The 25,713-nt window shown below is 36.4% G+C and carries 27 protein-coding genes and 1 pseudogene; 20 read left to right on the plus strand and 8 right to left on the minus strand.

All coding sequences use genetic code 11. From position 1 onward, the window contains the following. Positions 1–7 precede the first annotated feature (7 nt). A complete protein-coding gene (locus JVX94_RS05060) occupies positions 8–946 on the minus strand; it encodes a LysR family transcriptional regulator (protein ID WP_205184758.1) in 939 nt (312 codons plus the stop codon). 100 nt (positions 947–1,046) lie between these two features. On the opposite strand from JVX94_RS05060, the gene JVX94_RS05065 reads away from it, so the two are divergent. Continuing rightward, on the plus strand, positions 1,047–1,994 hold the full coding sequence (locus tag JVX94_RS05065; RefSeq protein WP_144470671.1) for a carbon-nitrogen hydrolase family protein: 948 nt from the start codon (positions 1,047–1,049) through the stop codon (positions 1,992–1,994). A 55-nt stretch (positions 1,995–2,049) separates the two neighbouring features. On the opposite strand, the gene JVX94_RS05070 is transcribed toward JVX94_RS05065, so the two are convergent. Then, positions 2,050–2,361, minus strand: a complete 312-nt coding sequence (locus JVX94_RS05070) for a monooxygenase (protein ID WP_095408645.1) — start codon at positions 2,359–2,361, stop codon at positions 2,050–2,052. Between the two features lie 11 nt (positions 2,362–2,372). Then, positions 2,373–3,299, minus strand: coding sequence for a DsbA family protein (locus tag JVX94_RS05075; RefSeq protein ID WP_205184760.1), 927 nt, complete (start codon positions 3,297–3,299; stop codon positions 2,373–2,375). Positions 3,300–3,478: 179 nt separating this feature from the next. Between JVX94_RS05075 and JVX94_RS05080 the strand changes: the two genes are divergently transcribed. The 3 genes from JVX94_RS05080 to JVX94_RS05090 all read left to right on the plus strand — a co-directional run bounded on the left by JVX94_RS05080 (position 3,479) and on the right by JVX94_RS05090 (position 5,050). Next, positions 3,479–4,051, plus strand: a complete 573-nt coding sequence (locus tag JVX94_RS05080; protein WP_095408643.1) for a TetR/AcrR family transcriptional regulator — start codon at positions 3,479–3,481, stop codon at positions 4,049–4,051. Between the two features lie 69 nt (positions 4,052–4,120). Next, the gene (locus JVX94_RS05085; protein ID WP_095408642.1) at positions 4,121–4,546 is read left to right on the plus strand and encodes a MarR family winged helix-turn-helix transcriptional regulator; all 426 of its coding nucleotides are present in this window, start codon (positions 4,121–4,123) and stop codon (positions 4,544–4,546) included. Between the two features lie 156 nt (positions 4,547–4,702). Next, positions 4,703–5,050: a DoxX family protein gene (locus tag JVX94_RS05090; protein ID WP_144470665.1), complete on the plus strand. Its 348-nt coding sequence runs from the start codon at positions 4,703–4,705 to the stop codon at positions 5,048–5,050. 69 nt (positions 5,051–5,119) lie between these two features. On the opposite strand, the gene JVX94_RS05095 is transcribed toward JVX94_RS05090, so the two are convergent. Then, entirely contained in the window at positions 5,120–5,308 is a 189-nt protein-coding gene (locus JVX94_RS05095) for a hypothetical protein (RefSeq protein WP_095408640.1), read from the minus strand. Between the two features lie 255 nt (positions 5,309–5,563). Here JVX94_RS05095 and JVX94_RS05100 point away from each other — a divergent pair, with 255 nt between their 5' ends. The 9 genes and pseudogenes from JVX94_RS05100 to JVX94_RS05140 all read left to right on the plus strand — a co-directional run. Further along, positions 5,564–6,733 (plus strand): FAD-dependent oxidoreductase, encoded by a 1,170-nt coding sequence (locus JVX94_RS05100; RefSeq protein WP_205184763.1) that lies wholly within the window; start codon positions 5,564–5,566, stop codon positions 6,731–6,733. Between the two features lie 42 nt (positions 6,734–6,775). After that, positions 6,776–7,456, plus strand: coding sequence for a TetR/AcrR family transcriptional regulator (locus tag JVX94_RS05105; RefSeq protein ID WP_186318642.1), 681 nt, complete (start codon positions 6,776–6,778; stop codon positions 7,454–7,456). Between the two features lie 133 nt (positions 7,457–7,589). After that, complete coding sequence (locus JVX94_RS05110; RefSeq protein ID WP_205184765.1) at positions 7,590–8,255, plus strand: helix-turn-helix transcriptional regulator; 666 nt, start codon at positions 7,590–7,592, stop codon at positions 8,253–8,255. Continuing rightward, entirely contained in the window at positions 8,252–8,626 is a 375-nt protein-coding gene (locus JVX94_RS05115) for a RidA family protein (protein ID WP_095408637.1), read from the plus strand. The genes JVX94_RS05110 and JVX94_RS05115 overlap by 4 nt, the downstream gene beginning before the upstream one ends. A 72-nt stretch (positions 8,627–8,698) precedes the next feature. Further along, entirely contained in the window at positions 8,699–9,802 is a 1,104-nt protein-coding gene (locus JVX94_RS05120; RefSeq protein WP_205184767.1) for a threonine synthase, read from the plus strand. Positions 9,803–10,018: 216 nt separating this feature from the next. After that, a complete protein-coding gene (locus JVX94_RS05125; RefSeq protein ID WP_205184770.1) occupies positions 10,019–12,181 on the plus strand; it encodes an MMPL family transporter in 2,163 nt (720 codons plus the stop codon). 101 nt (positions 12,182–12,282) lie between these two features. Further along, positions 12,283–13,467, plus strand: coding sequence for a sensor histidine kinase (locus JVX94_RS05130; protein ID WP_205184773.1), 1,185 nt, complete (start codon positions 12,283–12,285; stop codon positions 13,465–13,467). A gap of 5 nt (positions 13,468–13,472) precedes the next feature. After that, positions 13,473–14,123, plus strand: coding sequence for a response regulator transcription factor (locus JVX94_RS05135; RefSeq protein WP_144485345.1), 651 nt, complete (start codon positions 13,473–13,475; stop codon positions 14,121–14,123). Positions 14,124–14,231: 108 nt separating this feature from the next. Further along, positions 14,232–14,563: pseudogene (locus JVX94_RS05140) on the plus strand (TIM barrel protein); the annotation flags it as partial. 252 nt (positions 14,564–14,815) lie between these two features. On the opposite strand, the gene JVX94_RS05145 reads toward JVX94_RS05140, so the two are convergent. Beyond that, positions 14,816–15,160, minus strand: coding sequence for a winged helix-turn-helix transcriptional regulator (locus JVX94_RS05145; RefSeq protein ID WP_095408632.1), 345 nt, complete (start codon positions 15,158–15,160; stop codon positions 14,816–14,818). Between the two features lie 122 nt (positions 15,161–15,282). Here JVX94_RS05145 and JVX94_RS05150 point away from each other — a divergent pair, with 122 nt between their 5' ends. The 4 genes from JVX94_RS05150 (at position 15,283) to JVX94_RS19540 (ending at position 18,134) form a co-directional block, all read left to right on the plus strand. Beyond that, on the plus strand, positions 15,283–15,864 hold the full coding sequence (locus JVX94_RS05150; protein WP_144485341.1) for an NAD(P)H-dependent oxidoreductase: 582 nt from the start codon (positions 15,283–15,285) through the stop codon (positions 15,862–15,864). Positions 15,865–16,138: 274 nt separating this feature from the next. Next, entirely contained in the window at positions 16,139–16,951 is an 813-nt protein-coding gene (locus JVX94_RS05155) for a septation ring formation regulator EzrA (RefSeq protein WP_205184775.1), read from the plus strand. A gap of 66 nt (positions 16,952–17,017) precedes the next feature. Continuing rightward, complete coding sequence (locus JVX94_RS19535) at positions 17,018–17,650, plus strand: hypothetical protein (RefSeq protein ID WP_240193802.1); 633 nt, start codon at positions 17,018–17,020, stop codon at positions 17,648–17,650. Positions 17,651–17,690: 40 nt separating this feature from the next. After that, positions 17,691–18,134 (plus strand): hypothetical protein, encoded by a 444-nt coding sequence (locus tag JVX94_RS19540; protein ID WP_240193803.1) that lies wholly within the window; start codon positions 17,691–17,693, stop codon positions 18,132–18,134. Between the two features lie 704 nt (positions 18,135–18,838). On the opposite strand, the gene uxaC is transcribed toward JVX94_RS19540, so the two are convergent. From uxaC to JVX94_RS05180, 3 genes are all read right to left on the minus strand, one after another. Next, positions 18,839–20,272 carry a glucuronate isomerase gene (uxaC, locus tag JVX94_RS05170; protein ID WP_205184777.1) on the minus strand — a complete coding sequence of 478 codons (1,434 nt, stop codon included), beginning with the start codon at positions 20,270–20,272 and terminating at the stop codon, positions 18,839–18,841. A gap of 107 nt (positions 20,273–20,379) precedes the next feature. Further along, positions 20,380–21,477 (minus strand): Gfo/Idh/MocA family protein, encoded by a 1,098-nt coding sequence (locus tag JVX94_RS05175; RefSeq protein WP_197197904.1) that lies wholly within the window; start codon positions 21,475–21,477, stop codon positions 20,380–20,382. A 64-nt stretch (positions 21,478–21,541) separates the two neighbouring features. Next, positions 21,542–22,708 (minus strand): Gfo/Idh/MocA family protein, encoded by a 1,167-nt coding sequence (locus tag JVX94_RS05180; protein WP_205184779.1) that lies wholly within the window; start codon positions 22,706–22,708, stop codon positions 21,542–21,544. Between the two features lie 348 nt (positions 22,709–23,056). On the opposite strand from JVX94_RS05180, the gene JVX94_RS05185 reads away from it, so the two are divergent. The 3 genes from JVX94_RS05185 to JVX94_RS05195 are packed head-to-tail and all read left to right on the plus strand — an operon-like array spanning position 23,057 to position 25,703. Then, complete coding sequence (locus JVX94_RS05185) at positions 23,057–23,734, plus strand: GntR family transcriptional regulator (RefSeq protein ID WP_205184781.1); 678 nt, start codon at positions 23,057–23,059, stop codon at positions 23,732–23,734. A gap of 38 nt (positions 23,735–23,772) precedes the next feature. Further along, positions 23,773–24,855, plus strand: a complete 1,083-nt coding sequence (uxuA, locus tag JVX94_RS05190; RefSeq protein WP_095408626.1) for a mannonate dehydratase — start codon at positions 23,773–23,775, stop codon at positions 24,853–24,855. After that, positions 24,849–25,703, plus strand: a complete 855-nt coding sequence (locus JVX94_RS05195) for an SDR family oxidoreductase (protein WP_197197902.1) — start codon at positions 24,849–24,851, stop codon at positions 25,701–25,703. The genes uxuA and JVX94_RS05195 overlap by 7 nt, the downstream gene beginning before the upstream one ends. Positions 25,704–25,713 lie beyond the last annotated feature (10 nt).

Genomic DNA, 25,713 nt, shown 5'->3' on the forward strand with positions numbered 1-25,713 from the left:
CCTCAGATTAAATATTCCTTAAATTCCAATTTTTGTTTACAACATATGAATTTCCTATTTTCTGATCCCCAGAGTATATATCCGCGACGATTTTTAAAAAAGCCTTCAAAGCACGTGTCTTATATCGACCTTTCTTCACGACAATTCCAATTTTCCAGGGAATATATTGACTGCTAATGGGTTTGACACAAATGGCATCTCTGTACATGTCCGTTAAAGGACTTGGAAGGATCGCCACTCCTAGTTCATCACGAACTAATGTCATCAGCAAATCCCATTGTGTTGTGCTGTAAGCGATTTTGGGAACAAAATGTTCCTTACGGCAGCTTTCTAAAATCACTTGACTCAACGCAAATGAAGAATCAAACAATATCCAGTTTTCCTCTTTAAGCTGTTTGAGTGAGAGCTGTTGCTCATCTTTTAAAGCGTGATTTTTTGGTAAACAAGCTACAAATGGCGCTTCAAAAATGAGTTGTTCCTCTAATTCAAGACTTTGCGCAGGTATGACAACAAAGGCCGCATCTACTTCGCCTTTCTCAACGAGTTTTTCTACATGTAAGCCGCCCTCTTCAATTATTTCGAGCGTCACATCTGGATGCTTTTTAGTAAAAGCTTTTGCCACTTTCGAAAAGAAAAAGGTTCCAATCACTTGCGGCAGTCCGATCTTAAGATGGCCGCGAATATACGTTTCTGTATCACCCAGCTCCATTTGCAACTCATTCATTTGCTGAAGCACCGCAATCGCTTTTTCATATACAAGCTCTCCTTCATCCGTTAACTTGAAAATTCGATTTGACCGATCGAAAAGGATGACACCCAGTTTTTTCTCTAATTTTTGAATGGTTTTAGAGAGGGAAGGCTGGGCGATAAAAAGCTTTTCACTTGCTCTTGAAAAACTTCCACAATCCGCAATCGTTTTAAATATTTCAAAGTCCCGTATGTTCATTTTACCCTCCCATTATTCCAATAAGGCATACTTATTATGATGATGATATATTGTACATTATAAACGTTTATTTTTACACTGAGAATAAGGAGGGGGTAAGATGTCAACATGTAGAGTTGCTGTTGTGCAAGCTGCTTCTGTCATTATGGATAGAGAAGCATGTACTGAAAAAGCCATTTCGTTAACACTTGAGGCCGGAGAAAAAGGAGCCAATATTGTTGTATTTCCTGAAGCTTTTATACCTGCCTATCCTAGAGGACTAGCTTTTGGCGCCACAGTAGGAAGCCGTTCTCCAGAAGGAAGAAAGGACTGGCTTCGTTACTTAGAAAATTCAGTTCCAGTTCCTAGTCAAACGACTGACAGATTAGGAGAAGCAGCCCGGAAAGCTGGTGTCTACCTCGTCATCGGTGTCATTGAAAGAGATGACGAATCAAGTCGCGGGACTTTATATTGTTCCGTATTGTTTTTCGGACCAGATGGAGCCTTACTTGGAAAGCACCGCAAACTAAAGCCGACTGGTTCCGAACGACTCATATGGGGAGAGGGGGATGGCAGCACACTGCCGGTTTTCGATACACCGTATGGTAAAATAGGCGCTTTAATTTGCTGGGAAAACTATATGCCATTAGCTAGAGCAGCGATGTATGCAAAAGGCGTCCAAATCTATATAGCCCCTACGGCAGATTCCAGGGAGCTATGGCAATCTACGATTCGCCATATTGCCGCAGAAGGCCGATGCTTCGTTCTATCTTGTAATCAATATGTGAATAAAGAGATGTATCCTAAAGATTTAGCCTGCTATGATGAATTAGCATCTTCTCCTGATGAAATGTGCCGAGGGGGAAGTGCCATCGTCGGTCCGTTAGGCGAATATATAAAAGAACCTGTCTATGGTCAGGAAGAGATACTGCTGGCAGATCTTGATTTGCGTGATATTTCTTCTAGTCAATTTGACTTCGATGTCGTAGGACATTATTCAAGACCTGATGTATTCCAGCTCATAGTCAATGAAGAGAAAAAAGAAAATGTAAAGTGGATGAATCGATGAAATCACAACAAAAAAAAGAGCAGCCATCAGCCGCTCTTTTTTTGTTGTGTCTACCTTAATGAGTTTTTAATGGACCTTTTGTGATATGAGAAAGCTGAGCATTAATCTCAAAGATTTTAGCATTGATGTCTGTTATTCCAAAGCTAGTAATTCTTTTAGAATGCATATCAAGGTAGTTTTCAGCTGCTTCTTTTGTTTCGAATAAGTAGATTCCGCCAGCCTCATTTTTCTCCGGATTCTCTGTCCATATTTTCCATATGAATCCGTCTTCCTCCTTCATACTTTTCGCTAAATCAGAAAACTCTTTTGCCATTTCATCACCGAAAGGGCCCTTCATTTTAAAATCCACCTGTAATAAGTGTGCCATCGTCATTCTCCTTATTTTGAAGTTGTAAAATAGACTTCCCCAAGCACTTCTTTCATTTGATACTGCTGTTGCTGAAGTTCCTTCTCCATAAAAAGCCTTACATCTGATTGGTCAACATCGTACATCACTTCAATTTCTTTAGAAAATAAAAGCTTTTCTTTTTCGAGCAGGGTAGAAACAGCTGGACGCTTTTTCGGTTGAAGTTCTTCTGCGCTTAGAGCTTGCTTTAATCCTTCAAGATAGACTTCAAATGTCCGGCTACCCGTCACTTTGACTCCTTTATTTTCTTCGTTGACGAAGATGATCGTTGGGAAACCTCTAGCACCAAGATCTCGAACAAGAGCAAAATCTTGATTTAATAATTCTTGGCCGCTTGGGAGTTCGGCTTCATGTACAATCACATCTCCGTTAAGTCCAAGGTTGTTGACGATGTCAATCAACACGGTGATATCAGATATATTTTGATTGAAGGCAAATAGCGCTTCTCTTGCACGGCGTAAAAAAGTATAAGCTAGTGCATCATCATGATGTTTTTGAATTACTTTGAACACGCGAGAGGGCGGGTAGGAGGATTGAACAGGATTGTCAATCATTAAAGACCCATCAATTGGCATGCGGGAATGTTCTCCAACCTCTCTCCAGTGACCAGCAACATCGGCAGGTTTATAAATTCCGTTTGCCGGATCAATTGGACCGTCATGCCATTTCTCTAGCAGTCCACCCAACACAGGTTGGAAATGAAAATAATGTCCATATTGCTCTTTAAATCGACGCAGGACAGGTTCAATTGCCCAGCAATGCGAACAAATCGGATCTGTTACATAATAGAACGTTATTGTTTTTTTAGGCTGTTGAAAATCAATGACCTGGATATCCTCATCTTCACCTACACCACAAACTCCTGTTTCTATATCACAAAACATCTCATTGTTTTTCAATTTCATTTACCTCCTCAATTTTTGCAAGGAAACGCTATTCCCTAGAAGTTGTTTGAATCAATCAATTGCATTACAATTAGATCTTAAGACACAACGAGTGAGACCAACACCAATAATTTCTTCAATTTGTTGTTTATCCAACAGATTGATAGATGTGTTGAAAAAGGAGGGGGGATAAGATGACGCAGTCAAAGACAGATCCTCGGGTTCTAAGAACGCGTAAGTTAATCATGGAGTCTTTTATGAAACTTTCATCGAAAAAGGAATTTAAGGATATTACGATCAAAGATGTCACAGCAGAAGCCATGATCAACCGAGCGACGTTTTATTATCATTTTGAGGATAAATACGATTTGCTGGATAAAACGCTATCAGAAGTATTATTGATTAATTTAGAAAGTATTCATTTCAATCATCGTAAACTAGATGAAGATACGATTATCAATATTTTTAAAGCATTAACGAATTTTCAACAATCTCTGCATAACCGCTGCCAAGTAGAATATGAAACGGAACTTGCTCCTATTGTTAGGGAACAGCTTGAAATTATTTTTTATCAATTGTTAATCAATCAATATACAAATGTCGAAAAGCAAATTCTGAAGGTCACAGCTGTTTTTTTAAGCTGGGGAATTCACGGGGCTTCTGTTGAGTGGAGAAAAAATAGTTCGCACATATCATCAGAGGAGTTTATCAAATCAGCAGTGCCATATATTTTGTCAGGAATTGATTTTAAACAAGCAGATAGTTGATTTGACAATTTTCAAAGGCTTCACTAATATAAATGCTATAGCATATAAAATTTCATAGAGGGTGTTTACATGGATTTACAAGATTTAATAGGTTATCTCGTTCATCGTACTGATCTCAAAATGACAAATTATTTTACGAACAGGTTAAAGCCTTATGGGGTCACTCCTGAACAATGGAGTATTATCAGTATTCTGAGCAGTGAAAAGGGAACTACTCAAAAAGAATTGGCAGAAGGAATTGATAAAAATCAAACGACTGTCGTCAGAATGATCCAGTCAATGGAACGAAAAGGGCTTGTCAAAAAAATCTATAATGAACAAGACCGGCGCTCGCATCACCTGCTTTTAACAGAAAAAGGGGACGAGGTCAAAAAAGCCATTCTTCCTGTTGTCATGGATGCACATCAAACGGTGACAAAGCAATTAAGCGATGAAGAGATTCAACAATTAAAATTACTTTTGAACAAATTATTTCATTCAGACTATCCATCTTGATAAATCTGTAAAGTAAGAACCACCTCTATTTATGTACGATATATGCTATGACATATAAATTTCACCATTCAATGTGAAAGTGAGATTTTATAAAGATGACTCCAGAAAGCTATGTCCATTGAATGACACCTTTTTGGTCAAATAATTGAGAAAGATGTGATCACGATTTTCATACTTATTCTACAAATTGTATTGGCTGTTTTCTTTTTTGTAACAGGGTCGAAAATTATATCAGGAAAAATGGCAGAAGAGTTCAAACGATTTGGTTTACCTGCTTTTTTTAATGTGTTAACTGGAGCCTTTGAGCTCTTCGGCGCAGCTGGAATGCTGATCGGTATATGGATGCCAACAATAGCAATATTATCAGGCTTATTGTTAGGAGGCACGATGCTGGCAGCTGCCTTTACTCTAATCGTATTAGCCAAAGACCCCTTCAAAAAAGCAATCCCTGCACTCGTGTTATTCGCTCTCAGTATCGGGGTTAGCTTGTACCACATTCTTTAAGTTCATATCAAGGTAAGTCACAAAACCTAAACAAATCTCCATTGTTCTAATGGCGGCTGTTTAGGTTTTTTAGCGGTTGAATTGTTTTCGAAGAACTAGACATGAGACAGCGAATACTGCGAAAGCGCCCGCTGATCCAGCTGCAAACACCAGCTCTAATTGTTCTGGTTTGGACTTGAATAACAAAGGGACAGAAAGAATGAGAGCGGCACCACTAAAACTCAATCCTAATATTAACATTGCAAATAATTTATTCATAGAAACACCTCTTACACTCAGAATTAGAATAATGGAAACGACTGATTCAGGAATTATTGTGATGATTCGACATCCTTTCACATTCCTAGTTGGAGTGTATCATATGGCGGCGGGCGATTGGTTTCTTTTCATTAAAGTACACAATCGTGAAATAAACTTTTTAAACGAACACTGTTCTTTGCGAACAGTGTTCGTTATAATATAAATGTGATGGGGTTTTAAAACGATTTCCATAAAGAAGAGGAGATGCATACGATGACGGCATTATCTAAGGACCAAAAGAAGATCGCTATTATTGGAGGGGGACCTGGGGGGTTAACACTCGCCTTAATTCTGCAAAATTACGGTATACAAACGACCATCTATGAACGAGAGATGCATGACAAGAGTCTTGAAAGAGGGGGCTCACTGGATATTCATGAAGAAACAGGTCAAAAAGCTTTAAAAGAAGCAGGAGTTTATGAGGAATTTCAAAGGAACGCCCGCTATGAAGGAGAAGATTTCCGCTTACTTGATAAATCAGGAAGAATTTATTTAGATGAAGAAACGGAATCAGATCAAAAAGGTACCCGCCCAGAAATTGATCGTGGTGTTTTGTGCGAACTGCTGTTAGATCAAATTGATGCTGAAAACATCAAATATGGATATAAACTAGAAAGTTGCGTTTCATTAGAAAGCGGCATGACGGAGCTTCATTTTGAAAACGGAGTTGTCGAGACAGTTGATCTTGTAATTGGGGCAGATGGTGCTTTTTCTCGTGTGCGTCCTCTGTTAACAGATATTGATATTGAATACGCCGGACTCACGATGCTGGAATTGAATATCCTCAACGTAGAGGTGAACCACCCTGATTTAGCTGCATTTAATAAACGTGGTAAGATGTTTGCTTTAGCAGACCATAAAGGACTGATTGGTCAGTTAAACGGAGATGGACGAATCAAAGTGTATGCAAGCCTTATGGTAGAACGTAACTGGATTGAGACTTGTGGTATTCCGTTTCATCAAGCGAAAGAAGCAAAAGAACAATTATTACAGTTATTTAGTGATTGGGACGATCAGCTGAAAAATTATATTCGTTATGCAGAAGATGCCATCATTCCAAGACGGATTTATACGCTTCCTGTCGGTTTTAAATGGAACCGCCATAAAGGAGTAACGCTTATCGGTGATGCCGCTCATGTCATGTCGCCATTTGCAGGGGAGGGTGTAAACATGGCGATGTTTGATGCAATGGAGCTTGCACTTGCAATTGTCCGAAATCCTTATCATATTGAAAAGGCTATTGAAGAATACGAAGACATGATGTACGAATATTCATCGGAGAAAGCTCATGAATCAGAAAAAAGTTTAAAACTGTGTTTTTCAAAAGATGCTGCAGTCAAGTTTGCTGAAATGATGAATTCTTTTCAAGAGAACGGTGATTGATGCTCAATTTACTATTTGACTTTGACATGTTATAAAGAGATTATGAACAATTCAAATCGTCGTATTATAAGTCGTCGGTCTCGGCCGGCAAAAGAGCCCTTAAGCCGTGAACTCATTGTGAAAACCGCCTATGAGCTTCTAAAGGAGCAAGGGTTAGAGGGCATGAGTATGCGTAAAGTGGCTAAAGCACTCGATACGGGTCCTGCATCCTTGTATGTCTACGTGAACAATTTTCAAGAACTAAGTGCTTACGTATTGGATTATGGTCTCGGCCAAATGGTTTATCCAGATTCAGTGAATGGCACATGGAAAGAACAGTTATTTGACATATTGCATACTTATTTCCTACTGTTATTCGAAAAACCTGGTCTTGCTGAAATTTCTCTTTCCACCATCCCGCAAGGAACGAACTTTTTACAATTGACCGAACATATTCTCGCTGCATTGCATGAAGGCGGGATCAAATCTACATCCGCTGCATGGGGAGTAGACATGTTACTGTTATACGTATCTTCTGTAGCATACGAAAAGGTCTCTTGGAAGAAACACGGCTCTTCGCAGATTTCAGATACAAAAAAAGCATTTCATGATGCAGACAAAACGCGGTTTCCTTTCATCCATAGCCTGAAAGAAGAAATGTTTGCAGGTGATACCGTATCAATGGAACGGTTCAGGTGGGGAATTGAAGTCATTTTGTATGGAATCCAGCAAGAAGTCAATTAGAAAGGAGCAAAAGAAAAAGCAGTCAATGGCTGCTTTTTTATATTTTCTCAATACATATAAAAAAATCTACATATTGTTTTTATATGTAAAAAATTATATAATCTAGTGGAATAAACAAATGAGGTGCTTAGGCATGGAAAATACGAAGAATTTATTAGAGAGTTATATTCCTTTAGCAAAATCTACGGCAAAAATGTTTGGACCAAATTGTGAAGTAGTTATTCATGATTTAACGAACCCTCAAGCATCTGTCATGTTTACAGTCAATCATCATGTGACGGGAAGAAAAATCGGTCAATCATTTGATCATTTGGTAAAGACAGTTTTACAATCAGAAGATTTTAAAGAAGATTATCTTGCTGGGTATACATTTAAAACCGAAGACAACCGTACCATTCGTTCTTCGACTTCATTAATTCGTGATTCGAAGCAAAAGGTGATCGGTGCATTCTGTATCAATTTTGATGTTGAAGCATTGAATCAAATGCAGCAATTTATGGATACTTTTCTTTCTACAAAAGTTGAAGTTCAAGAGAATGAAACAACATCAAATGATGATCTTGAAAATGTTGAAGGAATAGTAGATCAATTGATTCAACAGATCATTCAAAACAGTGTTCACCCAGTCATGAAACGCCATGAAAAAATTGAATTAATAAGGTTCATGGATGAAAAGGGAATCTTTTTAATGAAAGGTTCTGTTGAGAAGGTCGCATCTATGTTAGGTATTTCTAAAGTCACCGTCTATAGCTATTTGGATGAAATCAAACATAAATCGAATGAAGGAGAAAAGAAATGAAAAGCATCCTTGAGGTAGGGAATCTAACATCCAACGGACACTATGCATTCGCAACCATTCATCAAAACACGGTCTATGTTTCAGGACAATTTGCCATCAATCCCGAAACAAGAGAAAAAGAATTCGGCACCATTGAAGAAGAGACATTACAAGCACTTAAGAATGTGGAAATGATTGTAGAAGCAGCTGGAAGTAAAAAAGAAAAGATTTTGCGTATGACATTATACATTTCGGATATTCATTTATGGGACAAAGTAGATGCGGTTTATACTGAATTTTTCGGTGAACATAAACCAGCACGTACTGTTGTACCAACGAATGAATTACATTTTGGTTTCAAGATTGAAATTGATGCTATTTCTTATATTTAGAATATTTTTTTGCCCATGATATATAAAAAAGTATATTTCATATAAAAAATTATTCAAAGGGGCTGATGATTGATGAATCAATTGATTTGTAACGATTGTGGGACAAAGTATGAGATGACACCCACTCTATGGAAATGTGATTGTAACGGAGTATTAAACCTGGTGAAAGATACCCCTAAAATAGATATTGCGGCTTGGGATCACTATCCAAACTCATTATGGCGTTATGCTGAAACGATGCCATTTTCAAAAGGTTCTAAGACTTGGGAATCTGTGACAATGGGTGAAGGTCAAACTCCGTTAATCGTTTTAGATCCTAATGAGCCAAACACTTATGTAAAAGTTGATTATATGATGCCTACGCTCTCCTTTAAAGATCGAGGAGCTGCTGTTTTAATGACAAAGGCAAAGGAATTAGGGGTATCAAAAGTCATTGCGGATAGCAGCGGGAATGCAGGAACAGCAATTGCCGCTTATGCAGCTCGTTGCGAGATTGCATGTGACATCTATCTAAGCGATGAAACTTCACCTAAAAAGGTCGCTCAAATAAAAGCCCATGGAGCAACGATTAAAAAAATTCACGGTACACGAGAGGATATTGCAGCCGCGGCGCAAAAAGCAGTAGACGACGAAAACGTTTTTTATGCAAGCCATGTGTATAATCCTTATTTTTTTGAAGGAACAAAAACATACGCCTATGAAATTTATGAACAAGTAAAAGGAGCACCTGATGCTTTAATCATTCCGGTTGGAAATGGTACTCTCCTCCTAGGTGCTTATTATGGTTTTAAAGAGTTATTTGAAAATGGTCTGATTCATAAAATACCGAAAATCATTGCCATACAAGCGAAAAACTGTGCACCTCTTGTGAAAGCTTATCAAAATAAAGAGGAATCAGCATCGCCTGTTACGAATACAGGGACCTTAGCAGAAGGGATAGCCATTGCTGCCCCGGCACGCTCCAAACAAATTCTAGAAGCTGTACAACATACCAATGGTACATTTATAGATATTGAAGAAGATGAGATATTGAATGCTCGCTCTAAATTAAGTGAGAAAGGATTTTATGTGGAAGTGACATCTGCAGTCAATTTTGCTGGCTACATGAAATATAAAAAGGAATCAAAAGAAACAATCGTCATACCTCTTTGTGGTGCAGGAATTAAATCAAAATAACCAGATATGACTAATACAACTGATCCGGAATTGGCCAGATGATGATATAGATAAAATGAACGCTCTCTATAAATAGAAGGGTATCTCAAAAGAGATGCTCTTTTTCTTGCCTAAATGTACAATCCCTTTTGCCCAAAAGTACAATTTCAATCGACTATTTCATTACGTAGAATAAAGAGGTGAATATCATGAATTCGATGAAAAAGGAGTAAGTGAATGGCTAAATTTTTATATAACTTAGGAAACTTTGCTTTTACTAAGCCTAAACGAATGTTAATCGGTTGGTTACTTATTTTAGTAGCTGTAGTTGCAGCAACAATAGGGACAGGCGTTTCATTTAATGGAGATATGTCGATTCCAGGAACAAAATCTGAAAAAGCGATGGATCTCTTGGAAAAGAAGTTCCCAGCAGGTGATGATGGGGGAACGATTCGTCTGATATTTAAAGCACCTAAAGATAAAACTTTAGAAGCAAAGAAAGTGAAACATAAAATTAATGAGACGATAAAAGAAATTAAAAAGGATAAAGCAGTTAAGCAAGTGACCGATTTATATGAGACCTTTACGATCAGTAAAGATAAGAAAATAGGATATGCGGATATTACGTATCGAGTGAAAGCGGATAAGGTAAAGGAATCCTCAAAAGAGAAAGTATTAAATAGCATAAAGATTTCAAAAGATGCGGGCATCCAAACGGAATTAGGCGGCTCCGTCACATTCTCTGAAATTGAAGTAGGCGGGATTTCTGAAATCATAGGGATTGTCTTCGCCTTCTTGATTTTAGCCTTTACATTTGCTTCACTTTTGGTCGCAGGATTACCAATATTGACGGCTGTGATTGGGTTAGTAATAGGTGTTATGGTCATTTTAATCACCTCAAACTTTGTAGAAATGTCTGCATTTAGTCTCACATTAGCGGTAATGATTGGTCTTGCAGTAGGAATTGATTATGCACTGTTTATCATTTCAAGATATCGACAGCTGTTAGCAGAGGGCTACAATTTAAATGAGGCTGCGGCTAGAGCTGTGGGTACCGCAGGAAGTGCTGTATTATTTGCGGGCGTCACTGTTATTGTTGCATTATGTGGACTTGTATTAGTTGACATACCATTTTTAGGCATAATGGGCCTTGTGGGAGCCTTTATGGTACTATCTGTTATGCTTGTTTCTCTCACGATTGTTCCAGCTATACTAGGGCTTCTTGGAGATAAGGTGAGTCCTTCTAGGCAAAATAAGTTATTTTCTAAATTACAGCCAAAAAAAGAGAAAAAAACAATGGGCTGGGCAAGATTTATTCAAAAGCATCCGGGTAAAATATTGATAGGTGTCATTTTATTGACAGGATTGGTAAGCTGGCCAGCACTTCATATGGAGCTTGGTCTTCCAGACAACGGTATGAAAGGTAAAGAAACAACTGAACGTAAAGGATACGATCTTTTAGCAGAAGGATTTGGCAAGGGGTTTAATGGGCCACTTGTTGTCATCATAGATGCCTCTCAAGCAGATAAAACGATGAAGTCCAAGTCCATCGAGGAATCATCAAAATTGTTAGAAAAAATGGATGGTGTCAAACAAATAACGCCGGCGATCCCTGATCCATCGGGTGAGTACGCAATGTTAACAATCTTACCTAGAAGTGGTCCTGAGGAAAAAGAAACGAAGCAATTAGTGAAAGACATTCGAAATGAATCGAGTGTGACTGATACAGAGTTTCTTGTGACTGGTTCTACTGCCGTGAATATAGATATTTCAAATAGACTCAGTGAAGCATTACCGAAATTTGCAGGAGTCATTATTGGATTTGCTTTTGTGTTAATGATTCTTGTATTTAGATCATTCCTTGTTCCATTAAAGGCTGTACTAGGGTTTTTAATGACATTAACTGCTACATTAGGTTTTGCTGTCTTTGTTTTACAGGATGGACACCTTGCCTCATTGTTTGGAATACCTGCAGCAGGACCGTTGTTAAACTTTATGCCTGTACTAGTGACAGGAATATTATTTGGTCTTGCAATGGATTATGAAGTATTTTTAGTTAGTAGAATGAGGGAAGAATTCCTGCTATCTCATGATGCAAAGAAATCGGTTATTTCTGGATTACAGCATAGTGGCAGAGTTGTAACTGCAGCAGGCTTAATTATGATTTTCGTTTTCGCAAGCTTTATTTTTGCTCAAGACTTGATTATTAAAACAATGGGATTAACATTGGCATTTGGGGTTTTATTCGATGCATTTGTCATTAGAATGACCTTTATCCCTGCTTGTATGATGCTATTAGGGCGTGCAAATTGGTACTTACCAAAATGGCTGGCACGATTGCTTCCGCATATTGATATTGAAGGAGAGTCAATTGCTCAAAAAGAAAAGAAGATTATATAATGTATTCTTTTTTAAATGTTAAAATCCTAATACCGCCATTGCCTCTTTAAAAGGCGGGCGGTATTTTTCGTGTTATGATGGGGTTTGGAAGGTGAGAGTTTATGGTTAAGAAACGGATAGACCCATTTAATGAAATGATCTATTCCCGAATTCCCACGTTATTATGGGGCGTTCTTGTGTATGTTGCAGCGATGATTTTTCAGTTTTTAACAGCATCTTTATCGCTTTCAAGTTTGTTTTTTTCTGGCCTTATCGCGATTCATCTCATTTTGCACTGGTGGTCATTTTATTGGTTCCAGAAGAAGCCTTGGATTTATTTCTTCATACAAGGAATCGTTATTCTACTTTGTGTTTTAGCTATGCAAGCTGCCTCTCCTGTTATTTTAATTGGTCTTTTACCGTTATTAATTTCTCAAAGCATCGGTGTATACTATCATACATTAAAGATTATTTTGACAGGACTTTGTTTTTATGTGCTTTTTTTTCTAGCTCTTATTTTGGTTAATGATACAGATGATCTGACTGTCTACATTCCGATTTTATTTCTTATCCTTATTGTGGTCGTTGCATACTCTATCTTATTTTTTAGACAAGTAAAGGCTAGAATTCGAACTCAAACGTTTCTAAAGGAACTCGAACTCGCACATCAGCAGGTGGAGGAGTTAACCCTTGCTAATGAACGTCAAAGAATGGCTAGAGATTTACATGATACCCTTGCACAAGGGCTTGCAGGCATTATTATGCAATTGGAAGCTGTTCAAGCACATTTAGAGAATCAAAATACCCAGCGTGCTCAAAGCATTATCAAGGGATCAATGAGCCAAGCGCGAAAAACATTAGGTGAGGCACGATTGGTGATCGATGATCTTCGAAAGGATCGTCATAATCAATACGATTTAACTGAAACAGTGAAAAATGAAGTAAATCGATTTATGACAGCAACGAACATCACAATTCGTACAAAGATCTCTGTACCTCAGAATATGTCGCCTTTTTTGATTGAACATACCGTTTATATTATAAAAGAATGCTTAACGAATATTTCAAAACATGCCAAATCAAGCCATGTCGAGTTTGTGATGATACAAAAAGGTGATCACATCCATTTGGACATAGCAGACAATGGAGTGGGGTTTGATGAGAAAAAATTAGAATCCACTTTTGGACATTATGGCATCATTGGTATGTCAGAACGTGTCCGGCTGCTTGGTGGACAGATTCATTTGAAAAGTAAAAAAAATGAAGGTACACAAGTAATAGTGAACATACCTTTGAAAAAGGAGTAAATACAGTGTCTTATCGAATTGTGATTGTTGATGATCATTATGTTGTGAGAGAAGGATTAAAATTAATTCTTGAAACAGACGAAAGATTTGAAGTTGTTGGAGAAGCAGAAGATGGGGGAAAGGGGATAGATGTCATAACAGAAAAATCCCCAGACCTTGTATTACTTGACCTCAACATGCCTATGATGAGCGGGCTTGATATGCTTAGAGAAATGAAATCTCTTCAAATAAAAGTTCCCGTACTCATTCTGACTACTTATAATGAAGAAAAATTAATGATCCAAGGGTTACAGCTTGGTGCAAAAGGCTACCTTTTAAAGGATGCCAGCAGAGAAAATTTATTCAATACAATTGAAGCAGCCATCAGAGGAGACATTTTACTTCAATCAAATGTGGCCTCAAAGGTGTTTGAATCAACCGCACACAAAGAACCTCAAGAAAAATTGAAAACAGACAACCACTTGCTTACCGAAAAAGAGATGCTCGTTTTGCAAGCAGTAGCTAGAGGGTTTCGGAGTAAGGAAATTGCATTTGATATGGGAATTTCCGAGAGAACTGTAAAAGCACATTTAACAAACATTTATCAAAAACTAAATGTGACTTCAAGAGCTGAAGCAATTAAAACATCAATAGAATTAGGAATCATTCATTTTTAGAATCATTCTGAAATGATCAAGAGAATACTAAAAAGGCGGAAGTTGAATAAGTAACACAGAGGCTGTACCAAGACAAGAAGAAGGATCATTAAAGTGAAGCTGTCGATAAACTCGGCAGCTTTTTTGAAATCGATGGATGAGCTGATGCCTATATTTGAACAAGAGGGCATCAAGTTAAACATCCAATCTCATCTTAATGATTTTATCGAACTAAACACTGAAGCCATTCGTATGATTAGAGCATTAGATAAAGACTGGATTAAGTTAGTCTATTCTGTTCCCCATGCTTTTTTCTATGATGATGGGATCGGTGATGTCGCAAAACATTTAGAGGAAGCTGGAGATTTTCTTCTCACGTATTAATTGCAGATACCCTCAATCATAAAGCAGCTTTTGGATTGCGCTATATCATAAATCCACCTGATGCAAATGTAACCATAATGGTCGAATGAGATCATTTTAAAAAGGTTTGGATATTTAAAGTTTTGCTGAGAGTCTATTTGAGGCTCTCTATTCTATTAAATGTTGCTGATCTATTCAAGGGAACAATAATATTTAAGGCATATCAGGTTCGAAGACTTTAGCTAAAGATCTACTTGATCTATTGAATGAGGATTTACACGAATCATGCATTCGAGGGAAAAGCTCCTGAGAAAGCATTTTTAAACAAACAATTGTAATTTCTTCCCAGTCTAACTATTTTTCATTTGTTCTTCTCCCCAATAACAAATCGCATCTAATACAGGTATCAATGATAATCCCTTTTCCGATAAACTATATTCTACTTTTGGAGGCACTTGAGGATATTCTTTACGATTAATTAATTGATCCGCTTCCAGTTCTTTAAGTGTATTGGTTAATGTTTTAAAAGAGATAACCCCAAGCATTCGTTTCAACTGATTATAGCGAATAGGAGCATTGTTTGCATATAAAGCATACAGTACCGTCATCTTATATTTCCCACCAATTAATGATAAAGTGTATCCAAATCCAGTTTCTTTTAGGTCAACATTAGCAGTAAAGGATTCTTTAGTCATTTCACACTCTCCTTTAGGTTAGTATCGCACTTTAATTACCGTACTTGTAGTACGTTATAGCATACAATAAAATGAATGTACATCAAAATATGATGAAAATAACAAAAAAGGGTGAATGAATAATGAAAACGATTGTCTATGCACATCCTTGGGATGGAAGCTATAATCATGCCATTTTGACTTCCATTACAGAAAATCTAGAAACAAAGAGAGAACCATTTCAAGTGATCGATTTATATAAAGATGGATTTAATCCTGTTTTTTCAGCTGAAGAATTGCAATATTTTCATAAAGGAGAAACACCTGATCAATTAGTTAAGGATTATCAAGAGAAATTAAATCAGTCAACTGAATTAATTTTTATATTTCCTGTCTGGTGGTGGGATTTACCTGCTATTTTAAAAGGATTTATTGATAAAGTGATGTTAAGAGGTTTCGCATTCTTGGAAGATAAAAATACTGGTGCTTTGAAGGGATTATTGACAAATATTAAAAAAACAACCGTGATCTCGACATCTACAACAGATAAGGATTATATAGAATCTGAAGCTGGGAATGCGATTCAAAGCGTTTTTATTAACAGAACTCTTGCTGACTTGGGAATTAAAAATGAAGACACCAAATGGATTCATTTTTCGAGAGTTAACTTAACAACAGATGAAAAGAGAAAGATATTTTTAAAAGAAATATCCCAAAGTATTTAATTTTCTGTAGCAGCCAATAAGGAAGCTTAAAAAGGCACAACCTCTACGACCGATCTCATTTATTGAGAGGGTAGGAGGGGTTGTGAAATTAAATGCAGATGAAGAGACTACTAAAAGTAGTCTCTTTTTAATTTAAAAATTCACTCAAATTTCAGATGTCAATTCACCATATATTAAAGTATCCTTAAATTTCTATATATGTTTATATGATCCATATTAACTATTATTATGATTAATGTGGACCACACTAAAAAAAGGTATTAGAGGTAATAATATGAAAAAACGTAATGTTATTGTCACATCCTTGTTGTCAACATCCCTGTTATTCACTGGGCTTGGATTGGAGGGAAATGCGCAAGCGAAAGATGTCTACCCTTCTATGAACAATGAAAGAGCCAAAGAAGAAATAGAAGAAATGAAAGCAGAAGGAATGACTTCTGAACAGATTAATGAACTTTACGAGATGAGTAAAAAGGAGTATGACTCTGTATCTACAGAAGCAAAAGCAGAAGCTATATTCGAAGAGTCGCAGAAAGATATCGAACAATATATCAAAGATGGTGTGATTGACGAATATTTACCTAAGTACAACGAAGAGAAAGATAAGATGAATACCAATGCTACTGCATTAGGAACTAAGGGAGATGTGTTGGTTAGTTACGACTTGAATTCAGGCAGTTCTGCAATTGGTTTTGGACATGCGGCTGTTGTGTCAAGAACCAAGACAAATACTGTAGAGGCTTGGCATAAGAATTGGAGTCCCATTAAACAGCAGGGTGTTAGACTCTATAAAAATACTTGGGGAAAAAGAAAGAAGGTATATGGGCTATGGGTGAAGAAGTCTAATAATACCAAATATGTAAATGCGGCTAAGTATGCTGAAAAACAAGCTAGTCAAAAGAAGCCATATAACCTGAACTTCTTTGACAAGAAAACTACAAAAAAATTCTATTGCTCTCAATTAGCTTGGAGAGCTTGGAAAAATCAAGGACACGATATTGACAATTTTAAAAATGATTTAGTCGTGTCGCCAATGGAATTAGTCAACTCTAACAACACGAAGGTCTTTTATCATAAGAAAAAGTAAGTTAATAAGCAGTCGGGGATCTTCCCCGATTGTTTTGCTTGTTTAAAATTGAAAGGAGATGATTGAATGAAATACTTTAAGTTACTTTTATCAGCTTGCGCCATAGCATTAATATGTACAGCATGTTCAAAGAAAGAGGAGGTTGTTGTGGATTCACCTAAGAGAGAATTGAGCAATATGAAAGATAGTAAATTTGCTATCATATATTCGCAGACAATGGACAGAGGATGCGAGATGGTTAACTACAATGATAAAGGAAAGAAATTGTCGAGTATAACAATGAAAGACTGCGTGGGATTTACCTCATCTACTCAGAGCAATAATAATATCTACTTTTCATCCAACAGGTCTAATTATCATGTAGCTCTAAATAAAAAGACTGGGAAGGTAGAGCCTTTAAGTACAAAATCACTTTCAAAATCTACAGAAGACGAGGGTGCGTTCTTTATTAATTACTCTAATGGGTACATATTGCATGATATAAACGTTGGTTATGCAGAAGATGGCTTAGTAGGCGAGCTAGTGTACTGGAAAGAGGATGACAATGATAAGCAGCAGGTTGAACTTGAAGGGTCGTTGACTTCGGCAATATTTGAAGATGGGAGAATTTATGCTGTTATTAATAATAATAATGATAGCGTTATAGTGTCCTCCATAGACCCTAAAACTCATAAAGAAAAACGAAAAGATAGACATTGACTCAGTTTTCTTCCCTGATAACAATGAGTCTTTGAACTCATTGAACGATAAGGAATTGTTGGTTGCCGTAAACGACGATGTTGATAGCAAGAAAAATTCTATGTTGGTTATACTCGACAAAAAAACTCTCGTTACGAAAAGAAAGGTTGTCATGGATGATGGTTTCACTATCTACAAGACCCATGTAGACAAGGATAGAGTCACGATAGCCTCCTATGAAGGAGAAGTCAAGACATTTAACAGAGACCTCAAAGAGATATCTTCTGAAAAGATTCCACTTAATTTAAAATCAGAAGATGAACACCTAGAAGAGGTTAAGATTTTAGATGGCAAGGTATTCGGATTGGTGAAGATGTCTAATAGAGATAAGGATGGAATTATTGCCAGAATTATTGAATATAATATTGAAAGCAAAGACTCTAAGGAGATACCGCTAAAATCTGATAAAGACTGGGAAATGACAAGCTTAGAAGTTGTGAAATAATTGACAAGGAGAGTGGAGTATATTAACTTACATTATCTTCAACCCATGGGTCTTGTCTTATTCACATTGCCATTATTATATTTGGCTTGGGGGATTATTGGTTATTTAATCTTTAAGAAGATTCGTGTGGTTCTAATTATCACATTTATTACTTCAACCATCTTCATATTTACTTACACTGGGTTTGATATGTCAAATATGTATTGGGTGGCTATTGTGACTTTTTTATGTATGTGCACGTCTGTTATGACAAAGATTATACGAGACATGTACATACGCTATAAAAAAGCATAAGCATAATAAACAGTCAAAGCTTGTGTTCCTGAACATGAGCTTTATTTTTATTATATAAATGTTTAGAGAGTTTTAGCAAAGACTTGAAAAAGGGTTCTTCAATTGGAGTGGTTACATTAAATTTAAAGTAAAAAGATGGCACAGAGCTTAAACGGTGTTTCTTATTTTCAGCAGCAGCTGGTCCTGAATCACATGCAATTATAAATATAAACTTCGCTACCAGATTGTTTAAGAATGAAGAGGTAGTTTATCTTCAGCAGTTTGATGAAAATTTCGGTGACTTTTCAGACAACGTATTAGTTTCCGATATTGATTAGAAAAAGCTCGTCAAAAAGAGCTTTTCTCTATAGGCGAAAACTCTTTTTAATGAGCTTTTTATTAGGAAAGAAAATTTATATCTTACGGTATGATTAATTCGTTTTTATTGGTACTGTCTCATTTATTTCAATGTTAAAATAATTCACGGCATTGTTATAACAAATATCTTTGACTATTTTTCCTATAAATTCGTAATCCCTTGGAAGCTCACCATTTTCTATCCAAGTCCCAAATAAATGACATAAAATTCTTCTGAAATATTCATGGCGAGGGAACGATAAAAAGCTTCTTGAGTCTGTAAGCATACCTACGAAAGTGCTAAGCAAACCTATATTAGATAATGTTTTCATTTGATCTAGCATGCCGTCTTTTTGATCATTAAACCACCACCCAGACCCAAATTGAATTTTTGCTCTGGCATCAGAAGACTGAAAATTCCCTATAGTAGAGGCCACAATCGCATTATGAGCGGGATTTAAATTATAGATAATTGTTTTAGGTAAAAGATTGTCTTTGTCTAATTCATTCAAAAAACCATTTAAATGTCTTGCTAGGTGGAAGTCAGACATAGAGTCGTACCCACTATCTTTTCCCGTTAACTTGAACATTCGTGTGTTATTATTCCTTAAAGCACCTATGTGTAATTGCATGGTCCAATGAAGAGAATGATATTTTTTACTCAGGTGGATAAGAGTGTTTGTTTTAAATTTATTGATATCCTCTAGGGATAGTGTTTTTCCTTGCAGAGCACGTACAAATATAGAAGACACTTCTTGTTCAGTAGCTGGTGAAAACGGAAAACTTTCAAAACCATGATCAGAAATTCTGCATCCATTCGCGTGAAAATAATCAATTCGTGAATGTAATGAAGCGATAAAGTTTTCATATGTTAAAACAACGCCGTTGATTGAATCACCTAATTTTTCTATATAATTCACAAAATTTGATTGTTCAATATTTAAAGCATGATCCGGTCTAAATGTAGGGAGGACCCTCGTTGTAATTCCTACATCTTTACGTATGATTTGATGAAATTCTAAAGTATCGATTGGATCATCAGTAGTACATACAACTTTCACATTGAATTTTTCTAAAATTCCATTTGTGGACATGTTACTTTCATTTAATCTCTCATTACAGATATCCCAAACTTGATGTGCATTTTTTTCTGAGAACAACTCATTTATATTGAAATAACGACTTAATTCTAAATGTGACCAATGATAAAGAGGGTTTCCTATTGTATATGGAACAGTTTGGGCCCAAGCTAAGAATTTTTCCTTGGCACTTGCATTCCCCGTGATAAATTTTTCTTCTACGCCTAACCATCGCATAGCCCTCCATTTATAGTGATCTCCATTAAGCCAAATATCAGTCATATTTTCATATTTTTTGTTAGTAGCAATTTCATCAGCCATTAAATGCGTATGAAAATCATAGATTGGCATATTTTTCGCGTAATCATGATAAAGAACTTTTGAACTTTCGTGATTAAGCATCATATCTTCGCTTAGGAATGTAGACAATATAGTCACCTCTATACATTTTATTTTCTTTATCCTTCAAACTTAAGTTTAGAAAATCTCAATGAAATGAAATAAGGTGTTATTAACAAAAATAACACCTCACTTTTTTAGATCTTACTTAATTCAAACTCCGTATTTACGTAGATTGCGTCTCGTTGTGCAATTAAGCATAGTTCTGCAGCTTTAAAAGTATGTTCTTGAGTCATAGCATTTTCAGTATCGTTTAAACAATCTAAAATAAGTTCACCAAAGTAAGGGAATCCTACTTCACCATTTAGAGAAAAATGCTGCTCTGTATGTTGATTTACTAAGTATAAATGGTCTCCTGTTTTCTCCCTTGCTATGTCTACGTATTTGCGAATTTCAATATACCCATCTGTTCCGAGAATGAATGTGCGCCCATCCCCCCAAGTGCTAAGGCCATCAGGTGTCAGCCAGTCTACTCTAAAGTAGTTTGTAGCCCCATTATCAGCAATCAAAGTAGCATCGCCAAAGTCTTCTAATTCTGGATATTGATGATGTTTATAATTGCCCACTTTACTATGTACAACTTTTGCATCTTTTGCGCCAGAATAGAAGAGGAATTGTTCAATTTGGTGACTACCAATATCACATAGAATACCTCCATAATATTCTTTTTCAAAAAACCAGCTTGGTCTGCTTTCTACATTACTACGATGTGGGCCAGTTCCAAGAACTTGTACCACTTTGCCAATTGCTCCTTGCTCAATCAATTGACCAGCAAATACGGCACTCTCCACGTGCAAACGTTCACTATAATAAACAGCCCATTTAAGTCCCGTTTCAGCTGTTTTTTTACGAGCAAGCTCCAATTGTTCTAACGTTGTAAAAGGGGATTTATCCGTAAAGTAATGCTTACCATGATCTAAAACACGCAGCCCTAAATCACAGCGTTTAGATGTAATGGCTGCGCCTGCCACGAGCCTTACATCTGGATCTTCGAGAATTTCTTTCTCACTTTTGGCTATCTGTACCTCCGGATATGCTTTACAAAATTCTTGTACTTTTTTCTGATCATGATCATAAACCCATTTTAATGTAGCCCCAGCTTCAGTTAATCCATTGCACATTGCATAGATGTGTCCATGATCAAGACCTATAGCTGCCATTACGAATTGTCCTTCTGTAACGACAGGGGCACTTTTTCCCTTAGGAGCATAATTCATTCCATCACTTTTCTGCATGATTGTTCCTCCTCAAGCTAGTTTCTAGTTTATTTTTAATACTTATAACGTAATAACGTTAAACTCATATGTTCTCGTAATTTCCTCCAACGGTTATTGTATCGTCTGAAAAATTTTCTACACTGCTTTGTTTTTCATAAAAATGCTTAACGTTCGCGAGCATTCCTTCACGTGTATAAAAAGGATCGTCTGCTAAAAGGGGAAGCTTCACATGAACACCTAGGTTTGCCGATTTATAGATGGCTGTAATAAGTTCTAGTGTTTTTCTTCCTTCTGTTCCATCAATCAGCAGCTTCTGGCTACCCTTGATAGCCATTAAAAAATTATTTATTTGTCCTTTATGTCCTTCAAATAGTAATTCCGGATATTGATGAAAAGCTTCCTGAATACGATTTTCTAAATCCTCATCATTTTTCTCTTGAGGAAAGCCATTTTCTTTAGCTATTTGAGCATTTACTTTCCATGGGACAGATACTCTAGCTTTTTCACCTTGAAAAATCAGTTGTTGTTCTTCTCCATGATGAACAACAGAACTGGTTACTTGTGCTAAGCTGCCATTTCCATAGCGAAGTACAGCAATAGAAAGGTCTTCAACCTCTGCATTATCATGCAAGGTATTACTAGTTACTGCAAAAATGTCAGTCGGCAATCCTAACATCCATTGCAACATATCAATATGATGGACAGCATGATTAAGTGTACAACCTCCACCTTCTTTTTCCCATGTACCGCGCCACCATAAATCATAATAACTATGACCACGCCACCAAAAAGAATCAACTTGAGTATGAGCGATTTTTCCAATTAGGTTTTGATCAAGGACATGTTTTAATCTCATAATGGGAGTCATAAACCTGTTTTGAGCAACAACGGATAAAAGCTTCTGGCTTTCAATAGATGCTTTTATCATTTCGTCACATTCTTTTAGAGAGGAAGCCATAGGTTTTTCTACTAAGACATGTTTGCCTGCTTTAAGAAAATCGATGGCAATGGCTGCGTGCATATAAGGGGGTGTACAAATGGAAACGGCATCAATAGTAGGATCATTCAATAACTCTTGGTAGTTAGCGACAACTCGTGCTTCTAGGTTATATTTTGTTGCTACAGACATTGCTTTTTCAGGATAAATATCAGCTAAAGCTACAATTTTACTCATTTCAGGCATTGCAAGATAAGCTTCGATATGGGCAGTTGCAATAGATCCAGTTCCTATAATTGCGATGTTGGACATATAAATCTTTCCCTTCTGCAAGAAGATAAATTTTCACTTCCAATAACGAGATAGCGCTTTCAAAAAACTTAATGATTCACCTAACTGATAGAACAGAGTACCGTTAGTCTTATTAATATTCTAGTTATACTAGTATGGTAGCTCAAAAACATTATAACTCAATCTTTTTGAATTTTGTATAGTTTTTTGAATTTTCTTTTTAATATCCCTCACTTTTATTTATTGATCATCGCTTACATAGTTGGAATCAACAAATACTCACAGTACAAATATTCAGAAAAATGAAATGAATGTCTACCATTCTAATGAACTTGTATGGTAGTATGTTAGAGAAAGGGGATTAGAATAATGAATATTGATTTAAAAAACCAAAACCTCTCTACGAGGGAACAAGTTTACAATATGCTAAAAGATCAAATATTAAGCCTGAAGCTTCCACCTGGGACAAATATTTCTGAAAAAGAAATATCAGTTCAATTTAATGTGAGTCGAACTCCTGTAAGAGAAAGCTTTTTAAAATTATCTCAAGAAGGATTATTAAGTATCTATCCTCAACGAGGTACATTTGTTTCTTTAATTGATTTGAACCTTGTGGAGGAAGCACGGTTTATGAGAGAACATCTCGAGAAAGCAGTTATTAGACTAGCCTGTCAGGAATTTTCTGAAGAGTTGATGATTGATTTAGATATGAATTTAAGTATGCAAAAAATTTGCGTTAAGAAAAAAGACTATAAAAAAATGTTTGAATTAGATGAGGAGTTTCATAGAACTATTTTCAAACGGTGTAAAAAAGAAAAAACATGGTTAGTTATTCAACAGATGAATGTACACTTTAATAGGAGTCGCATGTTAAGGCTAGTAACAGATTATAATTGGGATAATATTTTTTCTCAACATGTAAATATCTTAAAAGCTATACAAGATCAAGATGCTAATAAAGCTGAAAAAATCATGGAAGAGCATTTGAAAATTGCACTTGTTGATAAAGAATTATTGAAGAAAGAATATCCAAATTATTTTAAATAAAAATAGGTTTTTACTTATATTTTTAGGGGTGATGGTAGATGAGGATGACATTTAGATGGTTTGGAGAAGGAAACGACACGATCACACTGGAACAAATAAAGCAGATTCCAGGAGTGGAAGGAATTGTTTGGGCACTGCATGATGTGCCCGTAGGAGAAGAGTGGCCAATAGAAAGAATGTTAGAAATGAAAAAATTAGCTGATAAACATAACCTTCATATTGAAGTGGTTGAAAGCGTGAATGTTCATGAAGACATTAAGCTCGGACTTCCAACTAGAGATCGATACATAGAAAATTATAAAAAAACAATTCAGAAGCTAGCAAAGGTGGGTGTTAAAGTCATATGTTATAACTTTATGCCTGTATTTGATTGGATCCGTACAGACTTAAATAAAACACTTTCTGATGGATCTACAGCTCTATTTTATGAACATAGTCGAATTAAAGATATTGATCCGAAAGAGTTAGTAAATAAAATTAGTGAGAATTCCAGTTTAACCATGCCGGGCTGGGAACCAGAGAGGTTAAATCACCTTCACCAACTTTTTGAAGCCTACAGAAATATAACAGAAGATGATTTATGGGCCAACTTGAAATATTTTTTAGATCAGGTTATTCCAATTGCAGAACTTCATGATATTAAAATGGCTATTCATCCTGACGATCCACCTTGGCCTGTCTTTGGTCTACCGCGAATCGTAACGAACCAAAAAAACATCAGAAAAATTTTACAACTAAATAGCAGCCCATATCATTGTATAACGCTCTGTACAGGATCTTTAGGAGCAAACTTAGAAAATGATTTAGTTTCTATGATTCACGAATTTATTGATAGAATACCATTTACTCATATAAGAAATGTACGTGTATATGATAACGGGGACTTTGTTGAAACATCGCATCGATCAAAAGATGGATCAGTAGATGTTTCAGCCATTATACATGCTTATTATGAAAGCGGATTCAAAGGTTATTGCAGACCCGATCATGGAAGACACATTTGGGATGAACAATGCAGGCCTGGATATGGTCTTTATGATAGAGCACTTGGAATTATGTATTTGTGGGGAGCTTGGGATGCTTTAAAACTAAAAGAAGCAAAGGGGGAAGCTACATGGTAAACAGACAAGAAAATAAAAATTTAGAAGGTAAAGTAGCTGTCATAACAGGAGGGAGTGGAGTACTTTGCAGCGCCATGGCTAAGGAACTTGCTAGACATGGCGTGTCTGTGGCTATTTTAAATAGAACAGTCGAAAAGGGTGAAAAGGTAGCCGAAGAAATTAACCTTATGGGCGGGAAAGCGATTGCGATTAAATGTGATGTGATGAATAAAGATAGTGTTGAACAAGCCGAGAAGATTGTAACAGAGGAATTAGGCATGTGTACAATATTGATAAATGGAGCTGGTGGTAACCACTCAAGTGCAAATACAACCAACGAAATATTTCAAACAGAAGACCTTACTAATCCTGAGTTAAATACTTTTTTTCATTTAAGTACAGATAGTGTGCAAAATGTATTTGATTTAAATTTTATGGGGACTTTCATTCCTACACAAATTTTCACTAAACATATGGTTCATCAAAAGGGAGCAGTTGTCATCAACATGTCATCTATGAGTGCTCCTTCTCCAATGACCAAAGTGCCTGCTTATAGCGCGGCAAAAGCAGCAATTGAAAATTTCACAAAATGGTTAGCTGTTCATATGGCTGAGGCAGGAATTAGAGTAAATGCTATTGCACCGGGCTTCTTTTTAACCTCACAAAATAAAAACCTTCTCCTAAATGAAGAAGGAGGTTATACAGAAAGGTCTCATAAGATTATTTCGAACACACCAATGAGAAGGTTTGGTACGCCAGAAGATCTTCTTGGTACCTTATTATGGCTTGTTGATGATAATATGTCAGCATTTGTGACCGGAGTGACAATTCCTGTTGATGGAGGTTTTATGGCGTATTCAGGTGTTTAATATTTTTATA

The organism is Bacillus sp. PDNC022, assembly GCF_016919285.1.
Classification (GTDB): Bacteria; Bacillota; Bacilli; order Bacillales; family Bacillaceae; genus Bacillus; species Bacillus safensis.